At 65.3% G+C, this 26,891-nt stretch carries 16 protein-coding genes; 11 read left to right on the top strand and 5 right to left on the bottom strand.

Going from position 1 to position 26,891, the window contains the following annotated elements:
• Positions 1-1,131: an O-antigen ligase family protein gene (locus OEB96_RS45135; protein ID WP_266223204.1), complete on the bottom strand. Its 1,131-nt coding sequence runs from the start codon at positions 1,129-1,131 to the stop codon at positions 1-3.
• 554 nt (positions 1,132-1,685) lie between these two features.
• On the opposite strand from OEB96_RS45135, the gene OEB96_RS45130 reads away from it, so the two are divergent.
• The 9 genes from OEB96_RS45130 (at position 1,686) to OEB96_RS45090 (ending at position 15,141) form a co-directional block, all read left to right on the top strand.
• A complete protein-coding gene (locus OEB96_RS45130) occupies positions 1,686-3,989 on the top strand; it encodes a serine/threonine-protein kinase (RefSeq protein WP_266223203.1) in 2,304 nt (767 codons plus the stop codon).
• Positions 3,990-4,048: 59 nt separating this feature from the next.
• On the top strand, positions 4,049-4,930 hold the full coding sequence (locus tag OEB96_RS45125; protein WP_266223202.1) for a hypothetical protein: 882 nt from the start codon (positions 4,049-4,051) through the stop codon (positions 4,928-4,930).
• A gap of 632 nt (positions 4,931-5,562) precedes the next feature.
• Entirely contained in the window at positions 5,563-6,447 is an 885-nt protein-coding gene (locus OEB96_RS45120) for a right-handed parallel beta-helix repeat-containing protein (RefSeq protein WP_266223201.1), read from the top strand.
• 47 nt (positions 6,448-6,494) lie between these two features.
• Entirely contained in the window at positions 6,495-7,349 is an 855-nt protein-coding gene (locus OEB96_RS45115) for a hypothetical protein (RefSeq protein ID WP_266223200.1), read from the top strand.
• Positions 7,350-7,367: 18 nt separating this feature from the next.
• The gene (locus OEB96_RS45110; RefSeq protein ID WP_266223199.1) at positions 7,368-8,846 is read left to right on the top strand and encodes a right-handed parallel beta-helix repeat-containing protein; all 1,479 of its coding nucleotides are present in this window, start codon (positions 7,368-7,370) and stop codon (positions 8,844-8,846) included.
• Between the two features lie 47 nt (positions 8,847-8,893).
• A complete protein-coding gene (locus OEB96_RS45105; protein WP_266223198.1) occupies positions 8,894-10,372 on the top strand; it encodes a right-handed parallel beta-helix repeat-containing protein in 1,479 nt (492 codons plus the stop codon).
• 939 nt (positions 10,373-11,311) lie between these two features.
• On the top strand, positions 11,312-12,826 hold the full coding sequence (locus OEB96_RS45100) for a hypothetical protein (protein WP_266223197.1): 1,515 nt from the start codon (positions 11,312-11,314) through the stop codon (positions 12,824-12,826).
• On the top strand, positions 12,823-13,662 hold the full coding sequence (locus tag OEB96_RS45095; RefSeq protein ID WP_266223196.1) for a hypothetical protein: 840 nt from the start codon (positions 12,823-12,825) through the stop codon (positions 13,660-13,662). Before OEB96_RS45100 ends, OEB96_RS45095 begins: the two co-directional genes overlap by 4 nt.
• A gap of 594 nt (positions 13,663-14,256) precedes the next feature.
• A complete protein-coding gene (locus OEB96_RS45090) occupies positions 14,257-15,141 on the top strand; it encodes a hypothetical protein (protein WP_266223195.1) in 885 nt (294 codons plus the stop codon).
• 162 nt (positions 15,142-15,303) lie between these two features.
• Here OEB96_RS45090 and OEB96_RS45085 read toward each other — a convergent pair whose 3' ends face one another.
• From OEB96_RS45085 to OEB96_RS45075, 3 genes are all read right to left on the bottom strand, one after another.
• Positions 15,304-17,673, bottom strand: a complete 2,370-nt coding sequence (locus tag OEB96_RS45085; RefSeq protein WP_266223194.1) for a serine/threonine protein kinase — start codon at positions 17,671-17,673, stop codon at positions 15,304-15,306.
• Positions 17,674-17,686: 13 nt separating this feature from the next.
• Positions 17,687-20,056, bottom strand: coding sequence for a serine/threonine protein kinase (locus OEB96_RS45080; RefSeq protein WP_266223456.1), 2,370 nt, complete (start codon positions 20,054-20,056; stop codon positions 17,687-17,689).
• Between the two features lie 757 nt (positions 20,057-20,813).
• Positions 20,814-21,065, bottom strand: coding sequence for a hypothetical protein (locus tag OEB96_RS45075; RefSeq protein WP_266223193.1), 252 nt, complete (start codon positions 21,063-21,065; stop codon positions 20,814-20,816).
• A gap of 113 nt (positions 21,066-21,178) precedes the next feature.
• Here OEB96_RS45075 and OEB96_RS45070 point away from each other — a divergent pair, with 113 nt between their 5' ends.
• Positions 21,179-23,389, top strand: coding sequence for a type VI secretion system Vgr family protein (locus OEB96_RS45070; protein WP_266223192.1), 2,211 nt, complete (start codon positions 21,179-21,181; stop codon positions 23,387-23,389).
• Positions 23,390-23,758: 369 nt separating this feature from the next.
• Here OEB96_RS45070 and OEB96_RS45065 read toward each other — a convergent pair whose 3' ends face one another.
• Positions 23,759-24,679, bottom strand: coding sequence for a PAAR domain-containing protein (locus tag OEB96_RS45065; protein WP_266223191.1), 921 nt, complete (start codon positions 24,677-24,679; stop codon positions 23,759-23,761).
• A 251-nt stretch (positions 24,680-24,930) separates the two neighbouring features.
• Between OEB96_RS45065 and OEB96_RS45060 the strand changes: the two genes are divergently transcribed.
• Complete coding sequence (locus tag OEB96_RS45060) at positions 24,931-26,796, top strand: serine/threonine protein kinase (protein ID WP_266223190.1); 1,866 nt, start codon at positions 24,931-24,933, stop codon at positions 26,794-26,796.
• The last annotated feature ends 95 nt before the right edge of the window (positions 26,797-26,891 follow it).

Raw genomic sequence — 26,891 nt, 5'->3', positions numbered from 1 at the left:
TCACGACACGGGGGCTTGGGGCGCTTGCATGGTACGCCACGCCGTCAGCCAGGAGATGGTGGCGCCGACCACCACCCCGAGGATCCACACCAGATAATAGGTCTTGTAGGCGGCGCAGGTGATCAGGTAGGCGATGACCGAGAGCCCGCCCCCGATCGCGATGGCTCGCTCGTCGCGGCCCGAGGCCGAGAGCTGCCGGCCGATCACGAACAGCGGCATGGCGAGGATGCCCGAGCCGACGAGCCCGAACTTCCACAGGTGATACGCGGCCATGTTGTGCACGTAGGCCTTGTGGGCGCCGTCGACCACGAACGTGGCGCCCAGGCCCGCGCCGAGCAGCGGGTACTGCAAGAACGTGGCCCAGGCCGACTCGATCTCGTCGACGCGGCCCTCGATGGTGCCCGAGGAGCGCAGGCGCAGGTACTTCTCGCCCAGCTCCAGGAACACCGACGAGAACGCCAGCAGCCCCACGCTGACCACCAGCGAGGCCATCAGCACCTGCGACGGGCGGCGGATGTAGGCGGTGAACAGCAGGCCAATCACGTAGCCCAGCATCATGCCGCGGCTCACCGAGGCGAACAGCGCGACCAGCATCAGCCCGTAGGCCACCAGGTGTCCGGGGCGGGTCGCCAGCGAGGGCGACCGTCCATTCGAATCGGTGTGGCGCAGCAGGGTCGAGGCGAACACGCCCACCAGCGGCAGGCCCGCCGTGATCTTGAAGTAGTTGTAGGTCGAGCGAATGCCGGGTTCGAAGCTCGGCATCTTGTAGAGCGAGACCAGGCTGTCGCCCAGGCATGCCACGAGCACCGCCACCAGGATCGTCCGTGGTCGTGCCGCGCCGCGCCCCGCCACCAAGCCGATCATGAACAGCAGGTAGGGCAGGCAGTCCTCCAGCGCCTGCCGCGACTCGCCCTGTCGCATGCCGCCCACGAGCATCGCCAGCATCAGCGCGACCACCCACGGCGACAGCACCATCAGCTCCCGGCGGGCCGCCCGGCGCATCAGCCCCATCATCCCTCCGAGGCCCGCCAGCACCAGGAACAGCCCGATCGAGGGCTCGAACCCCTGGGGGTAGATCGGCAGCACCAGCGTCAGCAGCACGCCGAGGATGACGATGGCGCTCGTGACCATGGCAAGCGCGCACGATAGCACGGGGGTGCCGGGACGAGCGAGGGCAGGGGTGGCGAGGGGTTGCGTGCGGCCTCGAGGGGGCGGGTGGGGCGATCGCGGTGTGGGCGGTGCGTGCTCTGGGGTCGTGGTTCGTGGGGTGAGTGAGTGACGGTGCTGCGCTGGGGGAGGTGAGGAGCGTCGTCGTGCAGGATGGTCCACCGGGAGGGAGCGGGAGGGGACGGTGGTGCGGGTGGGGGTGGTGCTCGCTCGGGTCGCTGGGGTGCGCTCGAGCGTGGTGAAGGGGGTGAGCCGTGAGCCGTGGTCGTGGCGGTGCGGTGCGGTGGATCGGTCGGTCGTGGGGGTCATGGGTCATGCGCGAGTGCTTCGTGGTGTTCGGCGAGTGACACACTTGGGTCGTGGGGTGGAAGTGTCACGATCGTGTCGACTTGGCCCGATCGGCGGTGGTGTGGCACTTTGGGGATCGAAGAATTGTTGCGACTTTGGCCCTCGAGTGACATGAATTCGTGATCCAGGCAGTTCCGTTCGCGGTTGCAGTGATCCATGATGATCGGAGCATGGCGTTTGCGGTGGACTTGACCGGATCGATCCTCGATCGGCGTTACCGAATCACGGGCCTGCTCGGTCGGGGCGGCATGGGCTACGTGTACGATGCCATGCACATGGCGCTCGACCACCGCGTCGCGGTGAAGGTGCTGCACCCGCGCTACGCCTACGAGCAGCGCTTTCGCGAGCGCTTCCTCCAGGAGGCGCGGGCGGCTTCGAAGATTCGCCACCGCAACGTGGTGGAGATCAAGGACTTCGGCGAGACGCCCGACGACTCGGTGTACTTCGTGATGGAGTACCTCGACGGGCACGACGTGGGGTTCGAGCTCAAGCAGCATGGCGTGCTGCCGTGGTCGCGCACGCGTGGGATCTTGCTGCAGGCCGCCAGCGCCCTGCATGCGGCGCACCTCAAGGAGATCATCCACCGCGACATCAAGCCCGGGAACTGCTTCCTCACCAGGGGCGACGACGGCGAGGACGGCGATCGGGTCAAGCTGCTCGACTTCGGGATCGCCAAGGTGGGCAGCGACCAGCACGCCGATGCGCAGGGCAAGGGCCTGACCGGGACCGGCGAGGTGTTCGGCACCGCGAGCTACATGGCCCCCGAGCAGGCGCGGGGGGAGCAGCTCGATGCTCGCTCGGACATGTACTCGCTGGGGATCATGGCCTACGAGATGCTGACCGGAGAGGTGCCGTTCACGGGGATCAATGCGATCCACGTGATCACGCGGCACCTCAATGATCCGCCCGAGCCGCTGCGAAGCCTCGTGCCCGAGATCCCGGCTGCCGTGGAGTCGGTGGTGCTGAGGATGATCGCCAAGGATGCCAAGGATCGCTATCCGTCGATGGCGGCGGTCGAGCGGGCGCTGGAGGGGATTCCCGAGGATGCGGCCGAGAGAGGGCAGCGCAGGACGAGGCTGTGGGGGACGGATCAGGATCTGCGGGCGTTGGTCGAGGAGAAGAAGGCGGCGGCGGGCAAGGGGGTGGTGCCGCCGGTGAGGGCGGGCGCGAAGGAGAAGACGGCCGTGCTCGCGGGGCGAGCGGGGGCGGATGCCGAGCGCACGCAGATGGTGACTCCGGGGACGGCGGGGGCAGGCGGCGTCAAGAAGACGGTGGTGGAGACGACGCGGGGGGCGGGGGATGGCGGTGGCGCGAAGACGGTGGTGGAGACGACGCGGGGGACGGGGGATGGCGGTGGTGCGAGGCCTGGTTCGCTGACGTGGGGATCGGCGGCAGCGACGGTGGCGAGGGGTTCGGGCTTGCCGCTCGAGCCTGCGTGTGTGGTGCCTCCGGTGGAGAGGGCGCCCGTGGAGTCGTCGTTCGTGGTTCCGCCTCCGCCGGCTTTCGCATCCATGGCGGGCGCGCCGACGGTAGTGGAGCCTTCGGTGGCCGCGCCTCATCCCGTGCCGATGGCTGCGCCGATGTCGGCTCCAGATCGGGGCATGGATGGCACGTACCCTCCGCCGGGGCTTGGTGTCGACACCAATCCTTCCGGTCGAATGTGGCCGAGCTGGCAATCGACCAACGCGGGGACCGGACCGCTCGATCGCGTGGCGGATACGGGGAGCGAGATCTCGCCGCAAGTACCCGTGGTGGGTGAGGGCCAGGGGGTCTCGTTGCGGATGTTGTTCGTCGTTGGGGTGTTGGTGATCTTGGTGGGCGCCGCCTCGGTGGGGGGGACGCTGACGGTGCTCTCCTCGCAGGCGGGGGCGAAGGAGGTGCGGGAGGTCGGCACGGAGGACGCGGCCGCGGAGGCGGAGGCGGAGCTCGAGGGGGTGGAGCTCGGGGGCGGTGCCACGGTGCCCGTTCCGGGGGGGATGGTTGTGAGTGAGGGGGTCGGTGAGTCGACGGAGGCTGCGGGGGAGGGGTTGGAGCGGGGAGCGAGCGACGATGGCGAGACGGACGCGATGGTCGGGGTGACGGGCTCCGAGACCGAGACCGAGCCCGTCGCGGTCGACGAGGCTGCGGAAGAGGATCTCGGTGAGATCGTGCTCGACGAGGATGTCGTTCCTCCGCCTGCATCCGGGAAGCCAGGGCCAGCTGCGCCGAAGGTGCCGTCGCATGAGACGGAGAAGTGTGCGCGCGTTCGTGCCGATGCCGATGCGGCGCTCGGCAAGCGCAAGTGGGCCGAGCTGGCTCGACTCGCCGCAGACAAGAAGTGCTGGCCCTCGGCCAAGCAAGTGGATCGACGCAGCATGCACGTGATGGCGCTGCTCGAGGACGGGCGGTTCGAGGCGTGTGTGAAGGCCGGCAAGGGCGCGAGCGATCGGCAGACGGAGAAGATGGTGGGGATTTGCAGGAGCAAGGTGCAATGAGCGGACGGAGCTTGCGGTCGGGTGGGGCTCTCTTCGCGGGGGCGGTGATCTTCGTGGGGATGCCCGGGGAGGCGAGGGCGCGGGGGGCGCTCGGTGGCGAGGCTTTGGGTGGATCGGCCGAGGTCCTGGTGGCAGGCGTGTTGCGTGTCGGCGTTGTCGCGCCGGAGGCGGTGGAACTGGAGGCGTTCGAGCCTCCAATGGATGGTCAGCGGTCGGCCGTGGCGGGTCTGGCCATCTGGGTCGAGGAGACCGTGCCGGAGGCCGGGCAGCTCCGCGGGTGGATCGAGGAGCGGGCGCAGAAGGTGTTCCGCGAGCGGGGGCGGGCGCTCGAGGCCGGGGACTTGATCCACGTGGCAGTGCGAGGTGGCCCGTACGACTACGAGGTTCACGTCGCGCTGGTTCGGAACAAGCGGTTGCTCGTGGAGCAGATGGCTTCGATCACGTGTGAGTGCGGCAGCGACGAGATGCTCGAGAAGGTCGGCGTGGCGATCGGCGAAGGGGCTGAGCGGCTGGCGAAGGTGGCGGAGGCGGAGGCGGAGGCGGAGGCGGAGGCGGAGCGGGCAGCGGAAGCAGAGAGAGCGGCGCTGGACAAGGAGGAGCGGGCGCGACTCGAGGCCGCGGAGGCCGAGCGAAACCGCGGCCGCACGCTTGGTGCGATGGGGTACGCGGGGATTGGGACGGCGGTGCTCGGGGTCGGGATGTTGGCGGCGGGGATTCCGTTGGCGGTACGACCGGATGAGGTGCGAGGTGAGCGAGGAGGATTCACGTTGCTCACCACGGTGCCGGTCGGAATTTCGCTGGCGGTGGTCGGGGGTGTGGGGGTGATCACTGGGGTCGGGCTGCTCGCCGCGAAGCTCGCTCCTCGGCGCAGGGCCAGCTTGACCGTCGCGCCGAGCCTCGGGCTTCGGGGCGCGAGCGTGGCAGTTGCTCGGAGATTCTGAAGATGACGTCGATGCAGGCGAGACGACTGATTCGTACGATCGGCATGCTCGCGGGCCTCGGCTCGGGCATTGGCCTTGGGGTCAGCTGTACGATCAAGCTGCCCGAGCATTGTGGGAACCTCAACGGGGACATCACGTGCACGGAGCGGGGAGACGGGCCGTACTGCAATCTCTGCTTTCCCGACCGCAGTGGGTGCATGGACGAGATGCCCTCGGACGAGTGTCGCTGGGTGGGGGAGCCAGGTTGGGCATCGAGCGGTGGGCCTGGCACGAACGGTGAAGCGAGTGCGAGCGGTTCGGGAGATGCGAGCCTCGATGACGGAGGGACCGTCGGGGTGTTGTCCGCGTCTGGAGACGAGGTCGGGTCGGCCGAGTCGGGGCCGGTCGAGTGCGAGCCGTGTCCAGCCGATGCGCCGAGTTGCGTCGATGGCCAGTGCGTTCCTTGTGACGAAGGAGACCCCCAGGCGTGCGCAGGGCGAGACGAGCCCGTGTGCCTGGGTGGCAGCTGCGTGGAGTGTACGGAGGATGACCTTGGGGCATGCAGCGAGGGCGTCGAGGTCTGCGACCCGGGTACCAATACGTGCGTGATCTTGTGCAGTGCGCACGAGGAGTGCGGTGAGGCAGCGTGCAGCATGTTCGAGGGGGTTTGCTTGTCGATGGATTCGGTGGTGCATGTGGGGCCTGGGCAGACGTTCGGGTCCATCGCGAGTGCGGTCGCGAGCTTTGGTGCGGTCGCGCGGGGGACGATCATCGTGCACAAGGGGACCTATGCAGAGCCGCTGGTGATCGATGAAGGGCAGGTGCTGGGCATCCTGGCCAGTCCGGGAGATCTGCCGAACTTGACCGTGCTTTTTGGAGGGGAGCCTCGACTGCTGGTGACCGACGGTACGATTATCATGGATGGGTTGTCGATCTCGGGGAACGGAGGAGAGCCGGCGGTGCAGGTTCGGGGTCTCGCTGCGTGGTTGTGGGCGGATCGGAACCGGATCGTGAACAATTTTGGCGGCGGGATCTTGGTGGAGGAAGGAGCCAAGGCAACCGTGCGGAATTGTTTTGTGGGCGGAGTCCTAGCGAATGTGGAGGCGCTCGAGGTCAATGATGTTGGCACGGTCGTGGAGGTGTCCTATAGCACGCTCATCGCGGGAAGCGGGCTAGATGGTGGTGACGGCACACATGCGCTGCAGTGCTCCGCGTTTCCGTACAATCCTTCGGTTAGTGTGAAAGACTCAATCGTGCACGATACGAATGACGATGATAGCCACGACGAGTGCGCAGGCGCAGTTCTGAACAACAACGCCCTGGAGTTCGACCGAGCAGGAAACGCGAACGTTGGCCCCTACTCGATCATGTCAAACTGGTTCACAAACCCGTATTCCGACTTCACCCTGACCATGGCAGGTGACTCCGTCTTCGACAACATCGCGGAGTGGAACGAAGGCGATCCTCCCACAGACATCCTGGGCACCCCCCGCCCTGGCGATGGTATGGCCGACTACGCGGGTGCTCACATCCCTTGACCCCATGGGCGACGACCCGCGCTCGACTGCCGACGAGAAGAGTCCCAATGGCCTTCCCAACGTTCAATCATCACCGAGGCATCGTCATGGCCACTCTGGTGGCGATGTCGATGCTCACCGCTGGCATGCCGGCGATGGCCTCTCCTGGCCAGACCGATCTCCCGGCGCCGACAGCGGTGCAGTCCAGCGTTCGAGATACCGCCGATATTCTCCGGATCGAGATCGACGAGACCATCGCAGATGCGGATCTCATCGAGGGTTGGATCCGGTCCCGGAATCCCGATGTGTTCGATCAGCCATCGATGAACGAGGGATACGAGCAATGGATCGCGATCTCCGTCGCCGGCGCCACCTATGACTACGAAGTCTTGGTGATGGCCATTCGTGACGGAGAGCCGATCGGTAAGGCAAGTGCTCCCGCGCACTGCGAATGTACAGTGGAGCAGTTGCTCGAGCTCATCGACCGACACATCGATGGGAGCGTTGTACGGTTGCAGCAAGCGACAGCCGTAGAACACCCCCCCCCACCTCCACCACCACCCAAGCCACGACCCGAGCCAACCCGCCGTCCCTCACCAACGCACGATCGGGTCAGGACGCTTCGAGCGCCGGGCTACATTGGGATTGTAGCGATGGCACTCGGCGCTGGGGCGGTGGGGGTTGGTGTGGAGTTGCTCACCCGACCAGACGCCGTACGACACGGGGCAGGTGGTCTGGAGGCATTCACCGTGAGGCCCCCGGGGATCGCGACGGTGGCGACAGGCGGTGTTGCCGTCGCCACAGGAGTCTCACTGCTCATCGCTGACGTCGTCCGCAATCGACGACGCAACCGCGCGATGGCACTCGTACCCACGCTCGGGGGCTCGACTCGAGGCGGTGTGTCGATCGTTCGTCGATTCTGATCTGGAGGAAGTAGACCCATGCGAACCATACTGCTCACCCTGTCGGTCGGGACCATTGTTGGCTCGTGCATTGTTGCGGCCTGCACCTATTCGGTGCCCAGTCACTGCGCCAACCAAAACGGCGACTTCTCGTGCCAGGGCGGAAGCTTCTGCGACGGCTGCACTCTCGAGAACAACGGGTGTGTCGAGGCGAAACCGTCGCAGGACTGCCACTTTCCAGGCGTCGCGTCGGATGGAACGAGCGGCGAAGGTACCAGCACGGCGAGTACGGGCGAGGTGAGCGGCGTCGGACCCGACGTCACGAGCCTCGATGGCGAGGACACGGTCGGCGTGCCGTCGACGTCGGGCGACGAGGCGCCGGTCGAGTGCGGGCCGTGTCCCGCCGATGCGCCGACTTGCGTCGATGGTGAGTGTGTTCCTTGTGACGAAGGAGACCCCAAGGCATGTGCTGGGCGGGACGAGCCCGTGTGCCTGGCGGGTAGCTGTGTGTCTTGTACGGAGGATGACCTCGGGGCATGCAGCGAGGGCATCGAGGTCTGCGACCCGGGTACCAATACGTGCCTGACCTTGTGCAGTACGCACGAGGAGTGCGGTGAAGCGGCGTGCAGCATGTTCGAGGGGGTCTGCCTGCCGATGGATTCGGTGGTGCACGTGGGGCCTGGGCAGACGTTTGGGTCCATTGCGAATGCGGTCGCCAGCTTCGGTGCGGGGGGGCGGGGCACGATCATCGTGCACCAAGGGACCTATGCGCAGTCACTAGTGATCGATGAGGGGCAGGTGCTGGGGATCCTAGCCAGCCCGGGAGATCTTCCGATCTTGAGCGTGCTTTTTGGATGGACCCCTCGACTGCTGGTGACCGATGGAACGATCATCATGGATGGGTTGTCGATCTCGGGTAGCGGACCACTAGTGCCGGCGGTGCAGGTTCGAGGCAACGGTGCGTGGATGTGGGCTGATCGGAGCCGGATCGTGGACAACGCTGGTGGTGGGATCTTGGTGGAGAAAGGAGCCAAGGCAACTATACGGAACTGTTTCGTGGGCGGAGTGTGGCCGTATGTGGAGGCCCTTGAGATCAACGATGTCGGCACGGCAGTGGATGTGTCCTACTGCACGCTCATTGCGGGCAGTGGCTCGGACGGTGCTGGCGACACACATGCACTACAGTGTTCCGGGATTCCGTTTAATCCTCTGGTTCGTGTGAAAGACTCCATCGTGCTCGATACGCATGACGAAGATAAATACGGTGAGTGTGATAGCGCTGTTCTAAGCAATAATGCTCTCGAGTTCAACCGTACGGGAAACAGAAAAGTTAGCAAGTACGAGATTGCTTCGAACTGGTTCGTGGACCCGTTTGCCGAGTTCACCCTTACCATGGCGGGTGCCGCAGTCTTCGCCGACATCGCAGTATGGAACGATGGCGACCCTCCCACCGACATCCTGGGCACCCCGCGCCCCGGCGACGGGATGGCCGACTACGCAGGCGCCCACATCCCTTGACCCTACGGCTCTCGTTCGTCGATTCTGGCCTGGAGGAAAGTAGATCCATGCGAGCCATACTGCTCACCCTGTCGGTTGGAACCATTGCGGGCTCGTGCGTTGGTGCGGCCTGTACATATCCGGTGCCCAATCACTGCGCCAATCAAAATGGCGACTTCTCGTGTCTGGGTGGAAACTACTGCAACATTTGCATCCTCGAAAACAACGGGTGTGTCGATGCGATGCCTTCGCAGGACTGCCACTTCGTAGGTCACGCGCCGGATGGAACCGGCGGCGAAGGAAGCACGACGAGCACGAGCGAGGAGAGTGGTGTCGGGTCGGACATCACGAGCCTCGACGGCGAGGACACGATCGGCGTGGTGTCCACATCGGGAGACGATGCGCCGGTCGAGTGTGAGCCCTGTCCGGCCGATGCGCCGAGTTGCGTCGATGGCCAGTGCGTTCCTTGTGACGAAGCAGACACCGAGGCATGCGGAGGACGAAACGAGCCCGTGTGCCTGGGTGGTAGCTGTGTGGTTTGCACGGAAGACGATCTCGGGGCATGCAGCGAGGGTGCCGAGGTCTGTGACCCGGCCACTCATACGTGCCTGACGTCGTGCAGCACGCACGACGAGTGCGGCGGTGTGGCGTGCAACATGTTCGTGAAAGGGTGCCTGCCGGTGGAATCAGTGGTGCACGTGGGACCCGGGCAGACGTTCGGGTCCATTGCAGATGCGGTCGCGAGCTTTGACGCGGGAGCGCGCGGCACGATCATCGTGCATCAGGGCACCTATGCCGAGCCGATCACGATCGATGAAGGGAAGGTGCTCGGTATCCTGGCCAACCCGGGAGATCTACCGGTCTTGAGCGACCCTGGAGGCGCGCCTCGACTGCTGGTGACCGACGGTACGCTCATCATGGATGGGTTGTCGATCTCGGGAAACGGCGGAGGAGAACCGGCGGTGCAGGTGCGAGGGCTCGCCGCGTGGCTATGGGCGGATCGGAGCCGGATCGTGGACAACGCTGGCGGCGGGATCTTGGTGGAGGAACAGGCCAAGGCAACCGTACGGAATTGCTTCGTAGGCGGAGTGCTGCCAAATGTGGAGGCGCTCGAGGTCGATGATGTCGGCACGGTCGTCGAGGTGTCGTACAGCACGCTCATCGGGGGCGGCGGGGGTGATGATGGCGACGGCACACATGCTCTGCAGTGCTCCCCGTTTCCCCTCAATCCTCTGATTCAGTTGAAGAACTCCATCGTGCTCGATACAGGTCCTGCGGACAATGGCGCCGAGTGCGATAGCGCGGGCCTGGACTACTCCGCATTGGAGTTCGCCCACGCGGGGAATACCAAGGTTGACTCCTACACCGATGGTCTGGACTGGTTCACGGACACGACGACCGACTTCACCCTGACCGGCGAAGGTGCCGCCGTCTTTGCCAACATCGCGGTGTGGAACGAGGGCGATCCTCCCACCGACATCCTGGGCACTCCCCGTCCTGGCAACGGGATGCCCGACTTCGCCGGTGCCCACATCTTCGTTCCCTAGGGCGTCACCCGACCACCAGCCATGCACGCGAACCGCAGCCACGAACGACTCGCGCATCACCGCCAGGGCGCGCTCCTTGGTGCTCTCGCGACCCCCCTCACCCTTGGGGTGGGTACTCGTGCTAGTGCCGAGCCGATCGCCGATGAGTTCGTCGCGCCTTCGACTCCATCGCCCAGCGCCGATCCTCGTCCGAGCTACCCCAGGCCTTCCCTCGACCCGCCCTCCGGCGCACCTCGACGCAAGCCCCCGACTGGCGTGCTTCGCATCATCGTCGAGCCGACGGTGGACGATGCGAGCTTGCTCAAGAAGTGGATCGACGAACGCAATACTCATGTGACCAGCCGACTCCGGTCCTCTGGCGATCACGAGCAGTGGATCTCGATCGCAATCGGAGGCACCACCTACGCATACGACGTCACGATCGTGGCCATGCGCGATGGCAAGCCGGTGGGAGCCGTGGGCCGGCCGCTGCGATGCGAGTGCAACAACGATCAACTCCTCGACTTGCTCGACCAGCGCATTGACGCGGCCGCAGAGGAGATCGCCCAGGCCACGAACGAACCATCGCCGCCGCCCTGCGTCCACGAGCCCATCGTTCCCGAACGCAGCGATGCTCGCCCGCGTACGCTGAGGCCCCCGCAGTACGTAGGAATTGCGGCGACCGTGCTCGGCGTGACCGCGGTCGGTTTGGGGGTCCAACTCCTCTCGAGACCGAACGAGCGTCGGGGTTCACTCGGTCACGATGGCTCGTACTTCGTGACCACTCGGCCGCCAGGCGTTGCTCTGGTCGTTGCGGGTGGAGCGGCCGTTGCGGGCGGAATCGCCTTGCTCGTTGCGGGCGTCGTTCGTAGCAGCAATCGTCCGCCCACGATCACCCCTGCGGTCGGGTCGAAGCACGCGGGTCTGTCGCTTGGACGTCGATTCTAGGAGTCACCATCGATGCGAGCCATTCAGCCAATCCTCCTGCTCGGCGTGATCTCGATCGGCTGCATCGGGATCGCATGCCGCTATGAAATCCCGAACCACTGCGCCAACCACAACGGCGATCTCAGCTGCGCGGAGCGGCGGGCCGGGCTCTACTGCGACATTTGCTCGACCGTGGACGAAGGGTGCACCAATGAGCGACCGGCACAGAGCTGCCAGTGGACGGGCGTCGGCCAGGGGGAGCTGACCGGCAGCACGAGCGCAGCCGAGGCGACGAGCATCACGGGCCCGGGCGAGCTCGACGAGTCCTCGACGTCGGAAAGCGACGAGCCGATGATCGAGTGCCTCGAACACGGCGAGTGCCTCGATGATCGACCGATCTGCGATGACGGCCGATGCATCACCTGCACCGAAGGTGAGAACGGCGATGCGGCGTGTCGAGAACGAGACGAAGTACTCTCGGTCTGCGTGGACGGGCGATGCGTGCCGTGTACCGGTGACGTGGACTCTTGCGGACGCGAACCGCCGACCTGTCAAGGAGACGACGAGTGCTCGTCGTGCACGGCGCACGAACAGTGCGGCGATGCAGCCTGCAATCTGTTCGACAAAACCTGCCTGCCTCAGGACGCCGTGGTGCACGTGGGAGTAGGCCCGGGCTTGTTTGGAAGTATCGATGAGGCCATGGTCAGCCTCGCGCCGCGAGTGGGAGGTACGATCATCCTCCATGGTGGCTTTCACGTGGAATCCATCAAGCTCACCGACGGCGTCGTGTTGGCAATCCTCGCCCATGACGGCGAGCGTCCGGTCTGGATCGGCCCCTCCGATCCGAGTGCCCCGCAGTTGGTGGTGACCAACGGCACGGTGATCATCGATGGATTATCCATTGCGGGGAGCATCGCCACGGAGCACGCGGTGCAACTCGACAGCACGCAGGCGCACGTGTGGATCGACCGCAGCCGCATCGTGAGCAACGTCGGTGGGGGCGTGCTCGTACGAGAGGGCGCGGAGTTGATGATGCGGAACTGCTTCGTGGGTGACGTTGATACGTACCACGGAGACGATGGCAGCGACGATGCACTCAGGGTCGAGCACGCAAAGGTAACCATCGCGAGCAGCACAGTCATCGCGCGCGAGCAGAGCGACGTGCGAGCGTTGCAGTGTGAAGGCGAGGGTCATGCCACTATCACTGACTCCATTCTCTTGAAGCGAGGTACCGACGACACCCCCTTGGCCCTGAACGGATGCGTTGCGACATTCGACCACTGCGCCTCCGAGCAAGGCGTGATCGGGGTCTACAACGTTGGGAGCGACTGGGAGTCCTGGTTCACCGATCTCACCATCGGCGACTTCACCCTCACCGAAGCCGGCGCCGATGTCTTCGCCAACCTCGCCGAGTGGAATACCGGCGATCCCCCCATCGACATCCTCGGCACCCAGCGACCCAACGTCGACGGTACCCCTGACTACGTCGGTGCGCACGTCCTTGATCCCGAGCAACGCATGCTCGTCCACACCGGAGCCCTCCAATGACCTACCACAAGACGCGACCACGTCGTCTCGTGAGCACCATGTCGTCTTCGATCCTCGCGTTGGCTCTCGCCGTCGGCAGCGGGATGCCTCCTGCGCTGGCGGCTCCAGGCCCCACCACCTCTCCTTTCGCGCCCTCCTCGAGCCCGCTCCACATCGCAGTCGAGTCCTCCGTCGACGATGGTGAGCTCATCAAGGAGTGGATCGAGGCCCGCAACCCCGACCTCGCCGAGAAGCTTAGAACGTCCGCTGCTCACGAGCAGTGGGTCTCGGTGACGATCAGCGGCGTCACCTACGACTACGCGATCTCCGTGATCCCAATGCGTGATGGTGCGCCGCTCGAGGGCGCCGGCGGGCCGTTGCGATGCGAGTGCAACGGCGAGCGACTGCTCGACCTGGTCGACGAGCGCATCGAATGGGCCGTCGACAAACTACGCCAGACGACGCTACCGTCGCCGCCCCCACCAGTCGTCCCGACGCCGAGCAAACGCGCGCTAGAGGCAGCGAACGAGCCACGCCCCGGTTCTTCCGATCACGCTCGCCGACCGACCCGATTCCAAACGATGGCGATTGCGGTGGCGGCGGTGGGTGCGGGCACCCTGGCTACCGGGACGGCCCTGGTGCTCCAGCGCGATGGCACGCGTGGCGAGCATCCCAATGGAGTGGGCTACACCCTGCAGCCACCCGGCATCGCCCTGATTGCAGTGGGTGCCGCAGCGCTCGGCGCTGGTGTCTCTCTGCTCATTGTCGAAGCCATCCAAGGACGCAAACGTGCTGTTGCCGCGGCCCCGACGTTTGGGTCGCGGCAGGCAGGTATTTCATTCGTTCGTCACTTCTGAAGGAGAATCCCGATGCACACTACTCGAGTCCTCATTCCTCTCGGAGCGCTGGCTGGTTTCGGCATTGGCGCCGCCTGCCAGTATGATCTCCCGAACCATTGCATGAACCACAATGGAGACATGACATGCGTGGAGCGTGATGTTGGCGCCTATTGCGATATCTGCCACGCACAGGCGGATGGCTGCACCAACGAGTTGCCACCACCCGAGTGCCGGTGGGAGGGTGTGGCGAGCGACGGTACGGCCTCCCTGGAGAGTTTCGATGGTACGAGCACCTCTGACAGTTCGGGCGATTCCCCGGATTCAACCGCCGACTCGGGAGCGTCAGACTGTGGGGGGTGCCCGGCTGAAGCACCTACCTGTATCGAAGGCGAGTGCGTTCCCTGTGACGAAGGCGATCCTGACGCCTGCGCAGGACGTGAAAACGAACCGATTTGCTTGGGCGGAACGTGCGTGTCATGCACATCTGGGGAGCATGGTGCTTGTAACGAGGACACGGAACGCTGCGACGAGGACACCAACACCTGCCTGACACTCTGCGGCGCCCACGCTACGTGCGGCGAAGCGGCCTGCAATTTCTATGAAGGTGTCTGCTTGCCCGCAGATGCGGTGGTACATGTGGGAAACAGCCAGGAATTCTTGTCGATCGCCTCTGCTGCCGAAAGCTTTGGCCCTGGCGAACGAGGAACCATTCTCGTGCACAGCGGAAGCTACGCCGACTCCCTGTTGATTAGCGACGGTCGTGTACTGGGGATCTTGGCAATGGACCCCGGCTTTCCAAGCTGGAATGGCTATGACGATTTTCCTCAGTTGGCCGTGACCAATGGCACGGTCATCATCGAGGGGTTGTCGGTCTCCAACGGCGTCAGCCCTATATCGGCGGTGCATATCAATGGAACCCAAGCCCGCGTGTGGGTAGACAGAAGTCACATCGTTAACAATTCTGGAGGTGGGGTGGAAGTCAACGATGGAGCAGAGCTGACACTCAAAAATTGCTTCGTTGGGGGGCTGCAGGAAGGTTCAGAGGCGCTTGAGGTGAATGGTTTCAACACGGTGGCAACTGTAGTGTTCAGTACGATTATTGCGGGCCTTGGGAGTGATGGTGGTGATGGGACGCACGCGCTGCAATGTTCTAGTGTGGTGGGGAAGCCATTGGTAGATGTCCGTAACTCAATCTTGCTCAATACTGGTGGAGAGTCAATCTTGTGTGATGGCGTGAGCGTGGCGAATAGCGCTGTGGAGACCGACGACTATCCAGGTAACAAAGAAGTTGGGGGGTTCGGTGGAGGGCAATTTGGATGGTTCAATGGCATTGCGCAAGGCGACTTCTCCCTAACCCCGGGCGGAGCCGTCATATTCGTTGATGTCGCTCGGTGGAACACTGGCGACCCTGCTGTCGATATTTTTGGCACCAGCCGTCCTAATGTCAGCAATACACCTGATTATGCTGGAGCGCACCTCTACGAAGCACAAGACTGACGACGGTTTCCGTGTCCCGGCTTCCCTGGGCCGGGTGTCTATCTTCACCACCAATCTGCCGAGCAACTCGGAGCGAGAAGACGACGATGCTGAATGCATTGGCCTGCTCTTCGCTTGTCGTACGATTCGATGGTCTCGCGACCCCGGCGCTGCCGCTCCGGCTCACCCCCCGACCCGCTTCCGGCAGAGCCCGACCCGCGCCAACACCTCCCGGTCGTTGCTCTTCTTTCCTTCCTTCACACACTTCGCGAACATCCCTTGCTCCGCGTACGCCTCCACTCGCAGTCGCACTCGCTCGATCCGTAGCTCCCCCGCCGCCCAGCAGCTGCGCTTCGACGTCGCCTGCAGCACTCTGTCCCACGATCTCAGGCTCTTGGCGCTGAGTGCTGCTACCCGCATCTTCGCGCACTCTTGGTCGTTGGGTCCCGAGGTGTGCCCCGACTTGCCTCTTGCGGAGGAAGCGCTCACATCTCGGCCCCTGCCGCCGCTCTCCGTGCTCGCTGCGTCACCGCCGCCAGCCTTCGCGGCATCCGAAAGGGCACCTTCCTGCGGAGCGCCCAGGTCGGGCACGATCTCCTCGTTCATTGCTGTCCCGTCGGGTTGCTCGTAGCCACCCCGGTTCATCAGCTCCCGCTGCCTGCCCTCCGCAGCGGTTTCGACCATCGCTCCACTTCGCTCATCCGCCGGTAGTGTCTCGTATCCGTCGTCATCGCCTTTCGAGCGCAGCCCGAGCCAGGCCACCCCCGCCAGGAGCACTACCGCCGCCGCACTCCCGAACTTCAGCCACCGCCCCCGCAGCCTCCGCCCCCGCACCTCCTCCTCCACCTCATCCGTTGCCGCCAGCCGCTCCATCGCTTCCGCGATCATCTCGGCCGTCGGCATCGCAACGATCCCAGACCTCCGCAGCACCTCCTCATGCGTCAGAACCACCTCGGTCTGCCCCGTACGTGCGGGCGTTTGCTCCCGCTCCCGTAGGGCCGCTTGCAGCCCTCCGGTCTGCACGATCTCCGTGTCTCCAGTCCGGGCCGGAGTCGCTGCACCGACCGACTCGAGCACGGCCGCAGCCGCCATTACCCCCGACACATGCGCCCCGCTCGAGGCCATGGCAGCCGCCACCGCACCCGACTCGCGAGCACCGGCCGCCGCCATCACCCCTGACGCCTGCACCCCGCTCGGAACCATGGCAGCCGCCACCGCACCGGAGTCTTGAACACCGGCCGCCGCCATCACCCCCGACACCTGCGCCTCGCCCGAGCTCACGGCCGCCGCCACCACCACCCCCGAGTCGCGACCACCGGCCGCCGCCATCACCCCCGACTCCGGTCGCCCCGCCGCAGCGCTCGACGCAGGCACCGGCCCCGAGCCTGCACCACCAGTCGCCGCCACCACCCCCGACTGCGGTCGCTGCTCCGGCATCCCCGGCACGCCCGCTGCCTCCGGCACATCGATCGCCCCCGCCAAATCGGCCCCCGCTCCGCCCGCCGCCGCCGCCACCTCGGCCGCCGTCGCCACATGTGCCGCTCCCGGCACTCCCACCGCCGCGAACATCTCCGACCGCACCGCCACCTGCGTCCCGCCGGTACGCACGGGCACGTCCTCCTCCCTCATCGCCCGCTGCCCGCCGCTACTCTCGAGCATCCGAATGATCCGCCCGAGCGCTCGCACCACCCCTTCCGCCGACTCCGGCCGCCGCTGCGGATCCCCATCCATGCAGCTCCGCACCAGCCCGACCAGCTCTCCCGGCACCCCACGCCGCAGCGTCTCCAGCCGCGGCAGCGTCTCGACCGACCACCCATCGGGCGGCAGGCAGCTCCCCGAGAGCACCTCGAACATCAGCACGCCCCACGCATACAGATCGAATGAAGGATTGCTCGCCTCCCCCGCCACTTGCTCGGGTGGCATGTATGCCGAAGTCCCCATCACCCCTTTCTTCTTGCCGCCACCTGCATCGCCTGCCGCGGGCGCTGCCGCCTTCTCCTTCAAGTCGGCCGCGATCCCGAAGTCGACCAGCTTGACCGCATCACCTCCATCGTCGCGGTGCCCCACCATCACGTTGGCCGGCTTCAGATCGAGGTGCACCACCCCGTGCCCGTGCAGCTCGGCCAGCCCGCGCATGATGTCGCGCCCGATTCGACACGCGCGCGTCAGCGACAGCCGCTGGTCCTGATTGCGGCTGAAGTCGAGCAGCTCCTCGAGGTCCTCGCCGTCGACCCACTCCATCATCAAGAACCGGCGCCCGTCATCGAGCACCCCCGCGTCGAGCAGCTCGACCACGTGGGTTCCGTCGGCCGTGCGTCGCATCAGCTCGGCCTCGAGGTCGAAGCGAGCCCCGATCGCCTCGTCATGAGCGGTCGACGGCAGCTGCAGCTTCAGCGCCACCCTTCGATCGTCGGAGCTCCGGCGCGCGCGATAGATCGCAGCCATGCCCCCGTCGCGGAGCCATCCGTCGACGACATAGCCCTCGAGTTCGAACCCCTTGGGCAGTCGAGCCGGCAACATGTTCGCATTGGTGATGTCGGTTGCAACGTCCATGACTCACCTCGACTCACTTGAAGTTGAGACCACCCGGGGTGATGAAGATCGTCACCTTGCGATCCTTCTCGAACGGATACATGCCGTCGAACCGCCACGGTTCCTTCGGGTTCTTGCGCCACGAGACCGACTTGCGGCCCACCGGAACCTTCAGTGTGCTCCCCATACCGCCGACCTTCCCCGCGATCTTCACCTGTGCCTTGTCGAACACACTGCTTCCTCCGATGCTCACGGATGTCTTGACGACCGGCTTGCTCGGCTGCGGCTTCTCGTCCTCCTCACCAGACTTGCTCACCACCCGCTTCGGAGTCTCCGCCGCGGGCTCGTCCGCATCCGGAGAGTCCTCCTCCTCCGTGCCTGCGTCCGCTCCGATCTCCTGGTCGTCATCCACCCCCTCATCGCTCGCCTCGTCCACCACCACGTCCTGGCCATCGTCCGGGTCCTCGGCATCCCGATCCTGCTTCTGCTCACCCTCACCCTCGCCTTCGCCTTCGACGAGAGCCTTCACCTCGCGCGCCGCATCCTCTTCCCCGACGGCCTTCCCCGCCTCCGATGCCTCCGATTTCGCCTCCGCCGCCTCCGCCTGCTCCGCCGCCCCCGCCACGCTCGCCGCGGCCTCGGTGCCCGCAGCCACCTCAATCCCATCGTCCCGCGAGAACAACAACACCGTCACCCCCACCGACATCACCGCCACCATCACCAGCCCCACTCCGATCGCGGCAACGGCCGAGCGCTTGGGGAGCATGATGCTGACCGTATCGTTCGCGCGCGTAGGCATCCCGGGCCGCACTCGCGAGGTGTCGGTGCCATCGCCCGGGAGGCGTGGCGGCCAGATCTCCTGCTCCGTTCCGCTGCCCACCCCGTTGTCCATCAACATGCTCGCGTCGAGGACCTCGGTGCCCGGGTACGCACTCGCGCCCGAGGTCTCGGACGTCACGAGCCGCTCGGTGGCCGCCAGCCACGGTTGACCCGACGGCTGCACCGGGATCGCATGCGAAGGCTGACCTCCAACGTAGGTGGGAATGGGGCTCGAGCCCTGCGGCATCACGGCACCGGGTGCACCCATCACGTCTGCCGGAGGCAACGCGAGCACGGGACGCGCGGGCAACTGCGCCAAGGCAGCCCCGTTGGCAGGCGGCGGCGCCGAGTTCCACAGCTCGGCCGGACGCACCGACACGGTTGGCGCATGGCTCGGGTTGCTCGCATACCCGAGCGGCACGGTCGGCCCGTCCAGCAAGGCCAGCGACTGCGGCTGCACGAACTCCGTCTGCCCCGTGATCAACGCTTCGGATGCCGCCGCCAGATGAGCCTGCGCCGCCGCGCTCGCCTTGATGGCCGTGATCGAGCCGGTAGGACGCATCGGTGCGCTCGCGGCTCTCGATGGCGCAGGCGGCGGACTCGTCGGTACGTTCACTCTGGGCGTGGCCAGCGGTCGCTTGCGCCCGCCCCACTGCGTGGTCCGCTGATCGGCGGCCTCGATCTGACCCGACTGCCCCGGCCCCACTCGCGGCTTGACCACCCCCGTCAGGCTCCCGCACAGCTTGGTCAGCTCGTCCCGTGCATCGCCGTAGCCGGGGTAGCGCTTGAGCATGGCAATCGCGTCCTCGGCCGTCTGCAAGCGCTGCGTGGCATCGGGCTGCAGCAGCGCCAGCCTCAGCCGCTCGAGCTCGGGCGGAGCCGGCCGCGATAGCGGTGCAACGTGACCCGAGAGCACGGTGGTGAACAGCTCCTGCCCATCCTCCAGCTCGCCGCGAAACTTCTTGCCGTCGAGCAGCTCGTGCAGCAGCGCCCCCACGGCATAGAGGTCGACCGTGGGCGAGCGCGTCTTGCCCGCGAGCTGCTCTGGCGACATGTAGCGGACCTTGCCCTTGACATGGATGCCCGAGCTCTCCTCGAAGTTGTGATACGCCACCCCGAAGTCGGTGAGCTTGACCTCGCCATGGTTGCTCACCAGCACGTTCTGTGGCGACACGTCGCGGTGCACCACCCCGAGCGGGCTGCCATCGAACGAAGTGATGCTGTGCGCATAGTTGAGCGCATGCAGAAGCTGCCCGATGATGTACGAGACCACCCGAAACCGACGGTGTTCGTCGTCGAGCAGCGACAGCACCGCCCCGAGCTTGAGCAGGTTGAGCCCATCGACCCACTCCATGATGAGGAAGCTGCGGCCGTCCTCCTCGCCCTCGTCGAACACCTGCACGATGTTGGCGTGGCTGAGCACGGCCGCCAGCTCGGCCTCCGAGCGAAACATTCGCGCGTAGCGATCGTCGCCCACGTAGTGGTCGGCAATCAGCTTGATCGCCACGAACTTGCTCCCCTTCTTGCCCAGCGCCTTGCGGGCCACCCAGACCTCGGCCATGCCTCCACGGCCGATCCTTCGCACGAGCTCGTATCCACCGATGACGGCACCCGCCTCGGCACGTTTGGGCAACCTTGGAGCAGTCACAGCGAAGGCAGGCTAGCAGATCGATGAACAATGGCTCAATGAGATCGATCGCCAACGGCATGTTCGTGTCAGTTGATCCGTGCTGCTCATCGGTGGCCCATCGGCGCCTTCGAAGCCGAACATGGCCCGTTGATGCGCAATGTGGATCGTTGGTGTCGCAACTGATGAATTCGATTTGCTCATGGAGAAACCAGTGATAAGCCCATGAGCATCGCGCTCTGGGTTGGTGTGTGATGGGGACGGCGAGTGCACGCATGGTCGAGGAGAGTGGAGCCGGACAACCAGATGCCCGTACGCCCACGACGGATCTCGATGCGATGGTGGTCACGGCGAGCGGCGAGGTCGAGCCGTGCGCGGAAGAGCAGACCCGACGTCGAGTCCTGTCCGTGCCGGCTCCGCCTCATCGTCCTTCGAGGTCGATGCACGGGCCCCCGCGGCCGCCCAACGCATCCGTGGTGGTTGCACCCCCGAAGCCGTCCCCGTCCCGTCCCGCGCTCGAGGAGGAGCTGGACTCGGAGGAAGGTGCGACGGTGATGTTCGCCCGGTCGTCGGCCCCAGCACTCGAAGCCGAGGCGACCGCGATGTGGAATGCTCAGTCGCTGCCTCTGCGAGCATCACCGATCGATGCCACCGAGGTGCTCGGAAACAGTGCGCCGAGCCTGCCCTCGTTGCACCCCGGAGCCCGTCGGTCGAGTCAGGCTCCCACCGCCGCACCACTGGCACCGACCACCGTGCTGGCCTCTCCTGCGCAGCATCCGTTGCCTCGGGCCGCGGCACCCGAGCCACTGCATCCTGGGGCGATGACCCAGGCACTCCCGCTCGCGGCGAGCGCGAGCGCGGTCCCCGTCCACACCAACGTCCCGCACCGGCCCGCTCCGCACCCGCCCGCATCGACCGCCAGACTGGAGCTGTTGGTGGTCGTCGCCATGTTTGCGGTGGCGGGCATCGGCATACTCATCGGTCTGATGCTTGCAGGACGACCTCCTTCCGACACGCACCAATCTCCTGCGGCCACTCCACCCGACGCGGTCGAATCATCGACACCATGAGAGAAGCACGATGACCATGCAAGGCCATGATGGCATGTCCCCCGATGACGAGCTCGCCGAGGTGCAGTCGAGCAAGGGGTCGGTACTGGGCGATCTCGCCGAGCAAGCATCACCCAAGTCGCTGCTGACCGAGGCGGCGGGCTATGGTGCGGGAAAGCTCGGCGGGCTGGTCGAGGAGTCCCTCGAGGGCAAGAAGGGGGAGCTCGCACGGATCGCAGTCGAGAAGGCGACCAAGGCGGTCGCGGGACTGGTGCTCGACGTGCTCATCCCGGGCAAGCGCATCGACCCGGTGAGCTACGAGATCGCCATCAATGGTGGTCCCGACCTCGACTGGCACGTGCGTCGGCTCGAGCTGGAGGAGGTCATCTCGGCCCCCTATCGGATGACGGTCGAGATGCTGACCGAGGACACCGACGGCGTGTTCAATGTCGACGAGTTGCTGGGCGCCGACCTGGTGCTCGAGTACGGGCGCAACGGAGTGTTTCGCAGGGTGTGTGGCGTCATCGATCGCGTGGACACGATCGGCATCGCATCCGAGCGACTCAAGGTGCGGGTTCACGTGGTCCCTGCGCTGCGCTCCCTCGCGCAGCGCAACGACACGCGGGTCTTCCAGGATCTCACCGTCCCGCAGATCCTCGAGGAGGTGCTCGCGCCGGCGCTCGCCGAGTACGATCGCAAGCTCGACGTCTCCAAGCTCAACGATACCTACCTGCCACGCGACTACTGCGTTCAGTTCAAGGAGTCCGACCTCGAGTTCTGCCATCGCCTGATGGAGGAGGAAGGCATCTCCTACTACTTCGAGGTCTTGGAGGACGAGCAGGTGGAGACGATGGTCCTGGCCGACCAGGCCCCGGCCAAGCCCAACGAGGACTTTCCCGAGGTCGAGTCGGTCATCGACGGCAGCGTTCCCATCATCACCGACCGACCCGACACCGCTGACACCGAGTCCATCCAGCACTTCGAGTGGTCGCGGCCCGAGTCGATCACCAAGGTCACCACGAGGCAGTTCAACTGGAAGCGGCCCGACCCCAACGCCCCCCCCGAAGCGGAGCAAGAGCAGGCCGACGAGCGCGGCCGAACCCGCGAGAGCTACATCCCCGACGATCGACGCCGAATCGAGGACAAGCAGGGCGACGATGGCTACCAGGGGACCGAGGTCGACGAGGACGAGACACCGCACACGGGCAAGACCTTCGAGATGCTCACGGCCGCTCGGGCTCAGGGCACGGGGGACTCCAACGTCACCGGCTTTCGGGCGGGGGGGCTGTTCGTGATCGGTGATCACCCCCATCCCGACGTGGCCGAGGCACGCTTGCTGCTGACCCGCGTCGTGCACCGCGGTGACTGTCCCGAGGAGGAGCAGGGAGACGAGGCCCGCGGCAATCGCTACCAGAACGAGTTCGAGTGCATCCCGGCGACGGCGGTCTTTCGACCCTCTGCCGTCACCACCAAGCCAAAGGTGTATGGGGCTCAGACCGCGACCGTGACCGGGCCCGCCGGGGAGGAGATCCACACCGACGCTCACGGGCGCATCAAGGTCCGATTCCACTGGGATCGGCTCTCGCCGCTCGACCAGACGTCGTCGTGCTGGGTCCGTGTGGCACAGATGTGGGGCGGCACGGGGTGGGGGACGTGGTTCTTGCCGCGGATCGGCATGGAGGTGGTCGTGCAGTTCCTCGACGGCAACCCCGACCGACCGCTGGTGGTGGGCTGTGTCTACAACGGCCAGAACAAGCCGCCCTATCCGCTGCCGGAGAAGAAGACCACCAGCACGATCAAGAGCAACAGCAGCCTGGGCGGCGGTGGGTTCAATGAGTTTCGCTTCGAGGACTTGAAGGGGAGCGAGCAGATCTACCTGCACGCTCAGAAGAACCTTGACGAGGTGGTGAACGACAATCACTCGCGCTCGGTCGGGAGCAACGAAACCGTCAGTGTGGGTGCGAATCGGACGGTCAGTGTTGGCGGAGGTTCGAATCTGTCGGTTGGGAACATCAAGCCGCCCGCTGACGGCAAGCCGCCTCCTGGTCCGGTTGCGGGGGAGTACAAGATCGAGGTCCAGACGAAGATCGAGCTGAAATGCGGTGCGTCGAGCCTCGTGATGGACGACACTGGAAAGATCAAGCTCGAAGGCACCGACATCACCATTCATTCCAAGGGTCCAATTGCCGAGAATGCTGACGGCGAGATGGTGCTCACTGGTAGTGTCATCAAGCTTAACTGAACCACCAAATCTCCCGATCTGATCTGCGGTTCAGGATCGGATCTCAGACTCTCCCGGCTCTCGACATGGTCCAAGTGAAGGCCTCGACCACGATCGTAGTGGGCTGTTCGAGCGGGGAGCCGAGATCGAACCGTAGAGGGCAATACCTCAGCCGGCCACGAGTCACAACGTGACGGACACGCGGTGCTTCAGCGAGATCGAGGGTGTTCGCGGTTCCGCGATGTGGTGCTTCCCGAGGCCACCGAGTTATTCGATGAGCCCGTGAGCGCATCGCGCTATGAGCGATTATCATGATAATGAAGGAAGTGCCGTCGCTTCATAAGGGGCTGCTGGCGCGGGTGTGGTCGCGTGGGGCTGGCGGGGTCGAGTTTAGTCCCCAATAAAGACAGTGCTCGATCCCGATACGACGATACCACCATGTGTACAGAGATCGCCGAGACGAGCCGCCGAGAGGCCATCGAAGAATACAGTACTTGAGCCGGTCAGGATCTGATCGAGAGAACCGTGGCAGATGGCACGGTCTCCGTCGCCGACAAGGAACCCTAAGAGCAATGCCATCAGCAACTGGCTGTCGCTCACGGCGTGGCCAAAGTCATTGGCGTTGGGCGTCGGGTTGGGGCTCGTGCTCTCGTGGCCAAGGTTGTATAGTGTGCCCAGGATGTCCGCTCTTTCTCCGATCTGTGGGAAGTCTTCACGCCAAGTGTTCTCGAAGTATCGAACATACGCTGCAGCGTAGAGAAGGTTGAATTCGTTGTCCTCAAGGCGTTGCTCGCGAGCCATTTGCTCGGTTCCATGTATGGGGATCTCGTCGAAGAACGGGAGGTTGAGTGTCCAGCCGCCTTCGTTGCCGGATGTGGGTAGAATGTATTTCTGTTCCTCCAAGAATCGGGCTGTTCGAGTTTGAACCTGGGCGAGGCCAATGGATGGGCGCTTGTTGAGGATCGGAACCGTCTCCATATAGAAGCCCAACGGTTTCTCTACGATCTCGGTCCAGTTTACGTTCCTCCAGTTCTCCACGTAGACAATGCCGGCGAGGATCTTTGGGTCGATCTCGAAAGCCTTCGCCGCGGAGAGGATCGCAGCCGCGTTGTCCTCGATCAATGATGCTGCGTCGGGATCCTGGATCCTGAGCTGTTCTCGGTTCAGGTTCGAGAACGATGCCCGAGCGGCTCTTGCAGCGCCGATTCTCACGGTCGGCGAGCCAGGGCCGATGATTTTGCCGCCGATGTGTACGTCGGGGGTGGTCTTTGGGCACAGATGTTGGTCTCCGATTGTTGCGGCGGGGGGCATCGGGGTCTCCGAAGTGTAGTGGTAGTAATTTTGGAGATGAAGAGCTGAGAGTGTGATGGCGAGGAGTTAGGATCCATGGTAACACTTCATTGGTCAAGTGAGAGATGTTCTGATGTCCCGATTGGGTGATGGGGGTGACCGTTCTCGCGGTCGGCAGGTGAGGTGTCTCGTGGCTGGTCGGTTGGCGCGATGGCGCCATTGTAGGCTCGATGGTTTGTGTTCGTCTCCTGATTTCGACAATGCATGTGACCATGTCCGACCCCCCCGCCCTCGCCAACACCATCCTCGGTGACTGCTACCGCATCCTCCACCCCCTCGGCGAGGGTGGCATGGGCACGGTCTACGAGGCCCAGCACCTCCGCCTCGGCACCTCCGTCGCCATCAAGGTCCTCGCCCCCCAGTTCGCCATCGATCCCAAGGCCCGCGACCGCTTCAAGCGTGAGGCCAAGGCCGCCTCGCTGATCCGCCACCCCAACGTCGTGCAGATCACCGACTTCGGCGAGACCCCCGACGGCTCGGTGTTCTTCGCGATGGAGCTGCTCGAGGGCCGCGACCTCCACACCATCCTCCGTCGCCACGCCCCGCTCCCATGGCGCCGCGTCCAGCACCTCTTGGCGCAGGCCACCGACGGACTCGCGGCCGCCCACGCCCGGGGCATCGTCCATCGCGACATCAAGCCCGCGAACGTGTTCGTGATGCAGGGCGACGGCGTGCGGGACTTCGTGAAGATCCTCGACTTCGGCATCGCAAAGATCCTCGCTCCCGACATCACCGGTGCCGACAGCGTGCTGGTCAAGAACCTCACGGGTACCGGGGAGATCTTCGGCACCGCCCGGTACATGGCTCCCGAGCAGGCCTACGGCTCCTCCAACGATCCTCGCGTGGACGTGTACGGGCTCGGGATCGTGGCCTACGAGATGCTGACGGGTCGCGTGCCGTTCTCGGGCGACAGTGCCTTCGAGATCATCACCAAGCACGTCTACGAGCCGCCGCGGCCGCCGAGCGAGCTGCAGTCGTCGGTGCCGTCCGGGCTCGAGGCGGTGGTGTTGCGAGCGCTGGCGAAGAAGGCCGACGACCGCTACCCGACGATGGACGAGTTCGGTCGCGCGCTGCGTGCGGTGGATGAGGACGAGCCCGAACCGGAGCCACGAGGCGGCACGGTGGTGTTGCGGCGACGGTCGGGCACCGTGCCCAGTCCGGTTGCGACCTCCGGCACCACCAACGCTAGCCCGTCCCCCGTGGTGCTCGCGACGCCCTTGGAGGCGGAGCCATCGGAACTCCCATCGAGTCCAGCTCCTCCGTCTCCAACTCCCGCCGCGATCATGGCCACGCCAGCGCCCGCTGCTTCCGCATCGACTGCGGATCCCGAGCAGGCCATTGCCTCGCCCAATCCATCCACTAGCACCTGGCGCCTGTGGACGTTCGCTTCGATCGCGGCGATCTGCATCTGTGCGATCTCGGCCGCAGGTGCCTATCTCGCGGTCGCATCACCACCGGGGGACGAACCTCCGCTCGCACCCGAGCCTCGAACTGCGCCGACATCGGTCACCCCGCCCACCGAAGCGCAGGCGCCTCCACCCTCGGGACCTCCCGAGCCGCTCGAGCGCAGCGAACCCGATGCGACCGAGACCTCGGAATCGCCCGCGGACGACCCCACCGACGAGCTCGCCACCTCATCCGCCCCCGAGCAGGATCTCGAAGTCCCCGACCCCGAGCTCCCGATCGACGACCCCGACGCATCCACTCAATCCCACTCCCCCACCATCGACCCCCCGGCCGAGACCTCACCATCCCCCCGCCCCCAACCTTCGTCCTCGCGCCCACTCGACGACCAAGCGCTCGGCGGCGCGATCCTCGACAAGGTAAAGCGCCGTTGCGCGAAGGTCGGGATCGGCAAGAAGGTCAAGATCACCCTGCACATCACCAGCAAGGGTCGAGTGGAGCGCGTGGAGGTCGGCACGAAGATCGAGGCCATCGAAGACTGCGTGACCAAGGCGGTCGGCAGGCCCTCGTTCTCGGGCAAGAACCCCAAGATCGCCATGAGCCCCGTGCTCGGCAAGGCCATCGCCGGCTGCACCGACCCGTTCTCGACCGACCCCAAGTGCACACCACGCTAACACCGCACGCGATTCCCCGGAAACCACCGCCGCCGCGTGCACCCACTCATCGCATACGCGCCTGCATACCCAGCACCGTTTGCCCGATCAGCGCC

The sequence above is a fragment of the Paraliomyxa miuraensis genome (assembly GCF_026337845.1).
GTDB classification, from domain to species: domain Bacteria; phylum Myxococcota_A; class Polyangia; order Nannocystales; family Nannocystaceae; genus Paraliomyxa; species Paraliomyxa miuraensis.
The sequence above is the reverse complement of the archived record's forward strand: the minus strand, read 5'-3'. Positions and strand labels throughout refer to the sequence as shown.

Excerpts from the sequence above, each read along its gene's own strand:
- OEB96_RS45060 (WP_266223190.1), top strand. The coding sequence starts at position 24,931 with ATGTCCGACCCCCCCGCCCTCGCCAACACCATCCTCGGTGACTGCTAC.
- OEB96_RS45135 (WP_266223204.1), bottom strand. The coding sequence starts at position 1,131 with ATGGTCACGAGCGCCATCGTCATCCTCGGCGTGCTGCTGACGCTGGTG.
- OEB96_RS45120 (WP_266223201.1), top strand. The coding sequence starts at position 5,563 with ATGTTCGAGGGGGTTTGCTTGTCGATGGATTCGGTGGTGCATGTGGGG.
- OEB96_RS45125 (WP_266223202.1), top strand. The coding sequence starts at position 4,049 with ATGCCCGGGGAGGCGAGGGCGCGGGGGGCGCTCGGTGGCGAGGCTTTG.
- OEB96_RS45105 (WP_266223198.1), top strand. The coding sequence starts at position 8,894 with ATGCGAGCCATACTGCTCACCCTGTCGGTTGGAACCATTGCGGGCTCG.
- OEB96_RS45100 (WP_266223197.1), top strand. The coding sequence starts at position 11,312 with ATGCGAGCCATTCAGCCAATCCTCCTGCTCGGCGTGATCTCGATCGGC.
- OEB96_RS45065 (WP_266223191.1), bottom strand. The coding sequence starts at position 24,679 with ATGCCCCCCGCCGCAACAATCGGAGACCAACATCTGTGCCCAAAGACC.
- OEB96_RS45110 (WP_266223199.1), top strand. The coding sequence starts at position 7,368 with ATGCGAACCATACTGCTCACCCTGTCGGTCGGGACCATTGTTGGCTCG.
- OEB96_RS45095 (WP_266223196.1), top strand. The coding sequence starts at position 12,823 with ATGACCTACCACAAGACGCGACCACGTCGTCTCGTGAGCACCATGTCG.
- OEB96_RS45085 (WP_266223194.1), bottom strand. The coding sequence starts at position 17,673 with ATGGACGTTGCAACCGACATCACCAATGCGAACATGTTGCCGGCTCGA.
- OEB96_RS45115 (WP_266223200.1), top strand. The coding sequence starts at position 6,495 with ATGGCCTTCCCAACGTTCAATCATCACCGAGGCATCGTCATGGCCACT.
- OEB96_RS45070 (WP_266223192.1), top strand. The coding sequence starts at position 21,179 with ATGACCATGCAAGGCCATGATGGCATGTCCCCCGATGACGAGCTCGCC.
- OEB96_RS45130 (WP_266223203.1), top strand. The coding sequence starts at position 1,686 with ATGGCGTTTGCGGTGGACTTGACCGGATCGATCCTCGATCGGCGTTAC.
- OEB96_RS45075 (WP_266223193.1), bottom strand. The coding sequence starts at position 21,065 with ATGCCCGCCACCGCAAACATGGCGACGACCACCAACAGCTCCAGTCTG.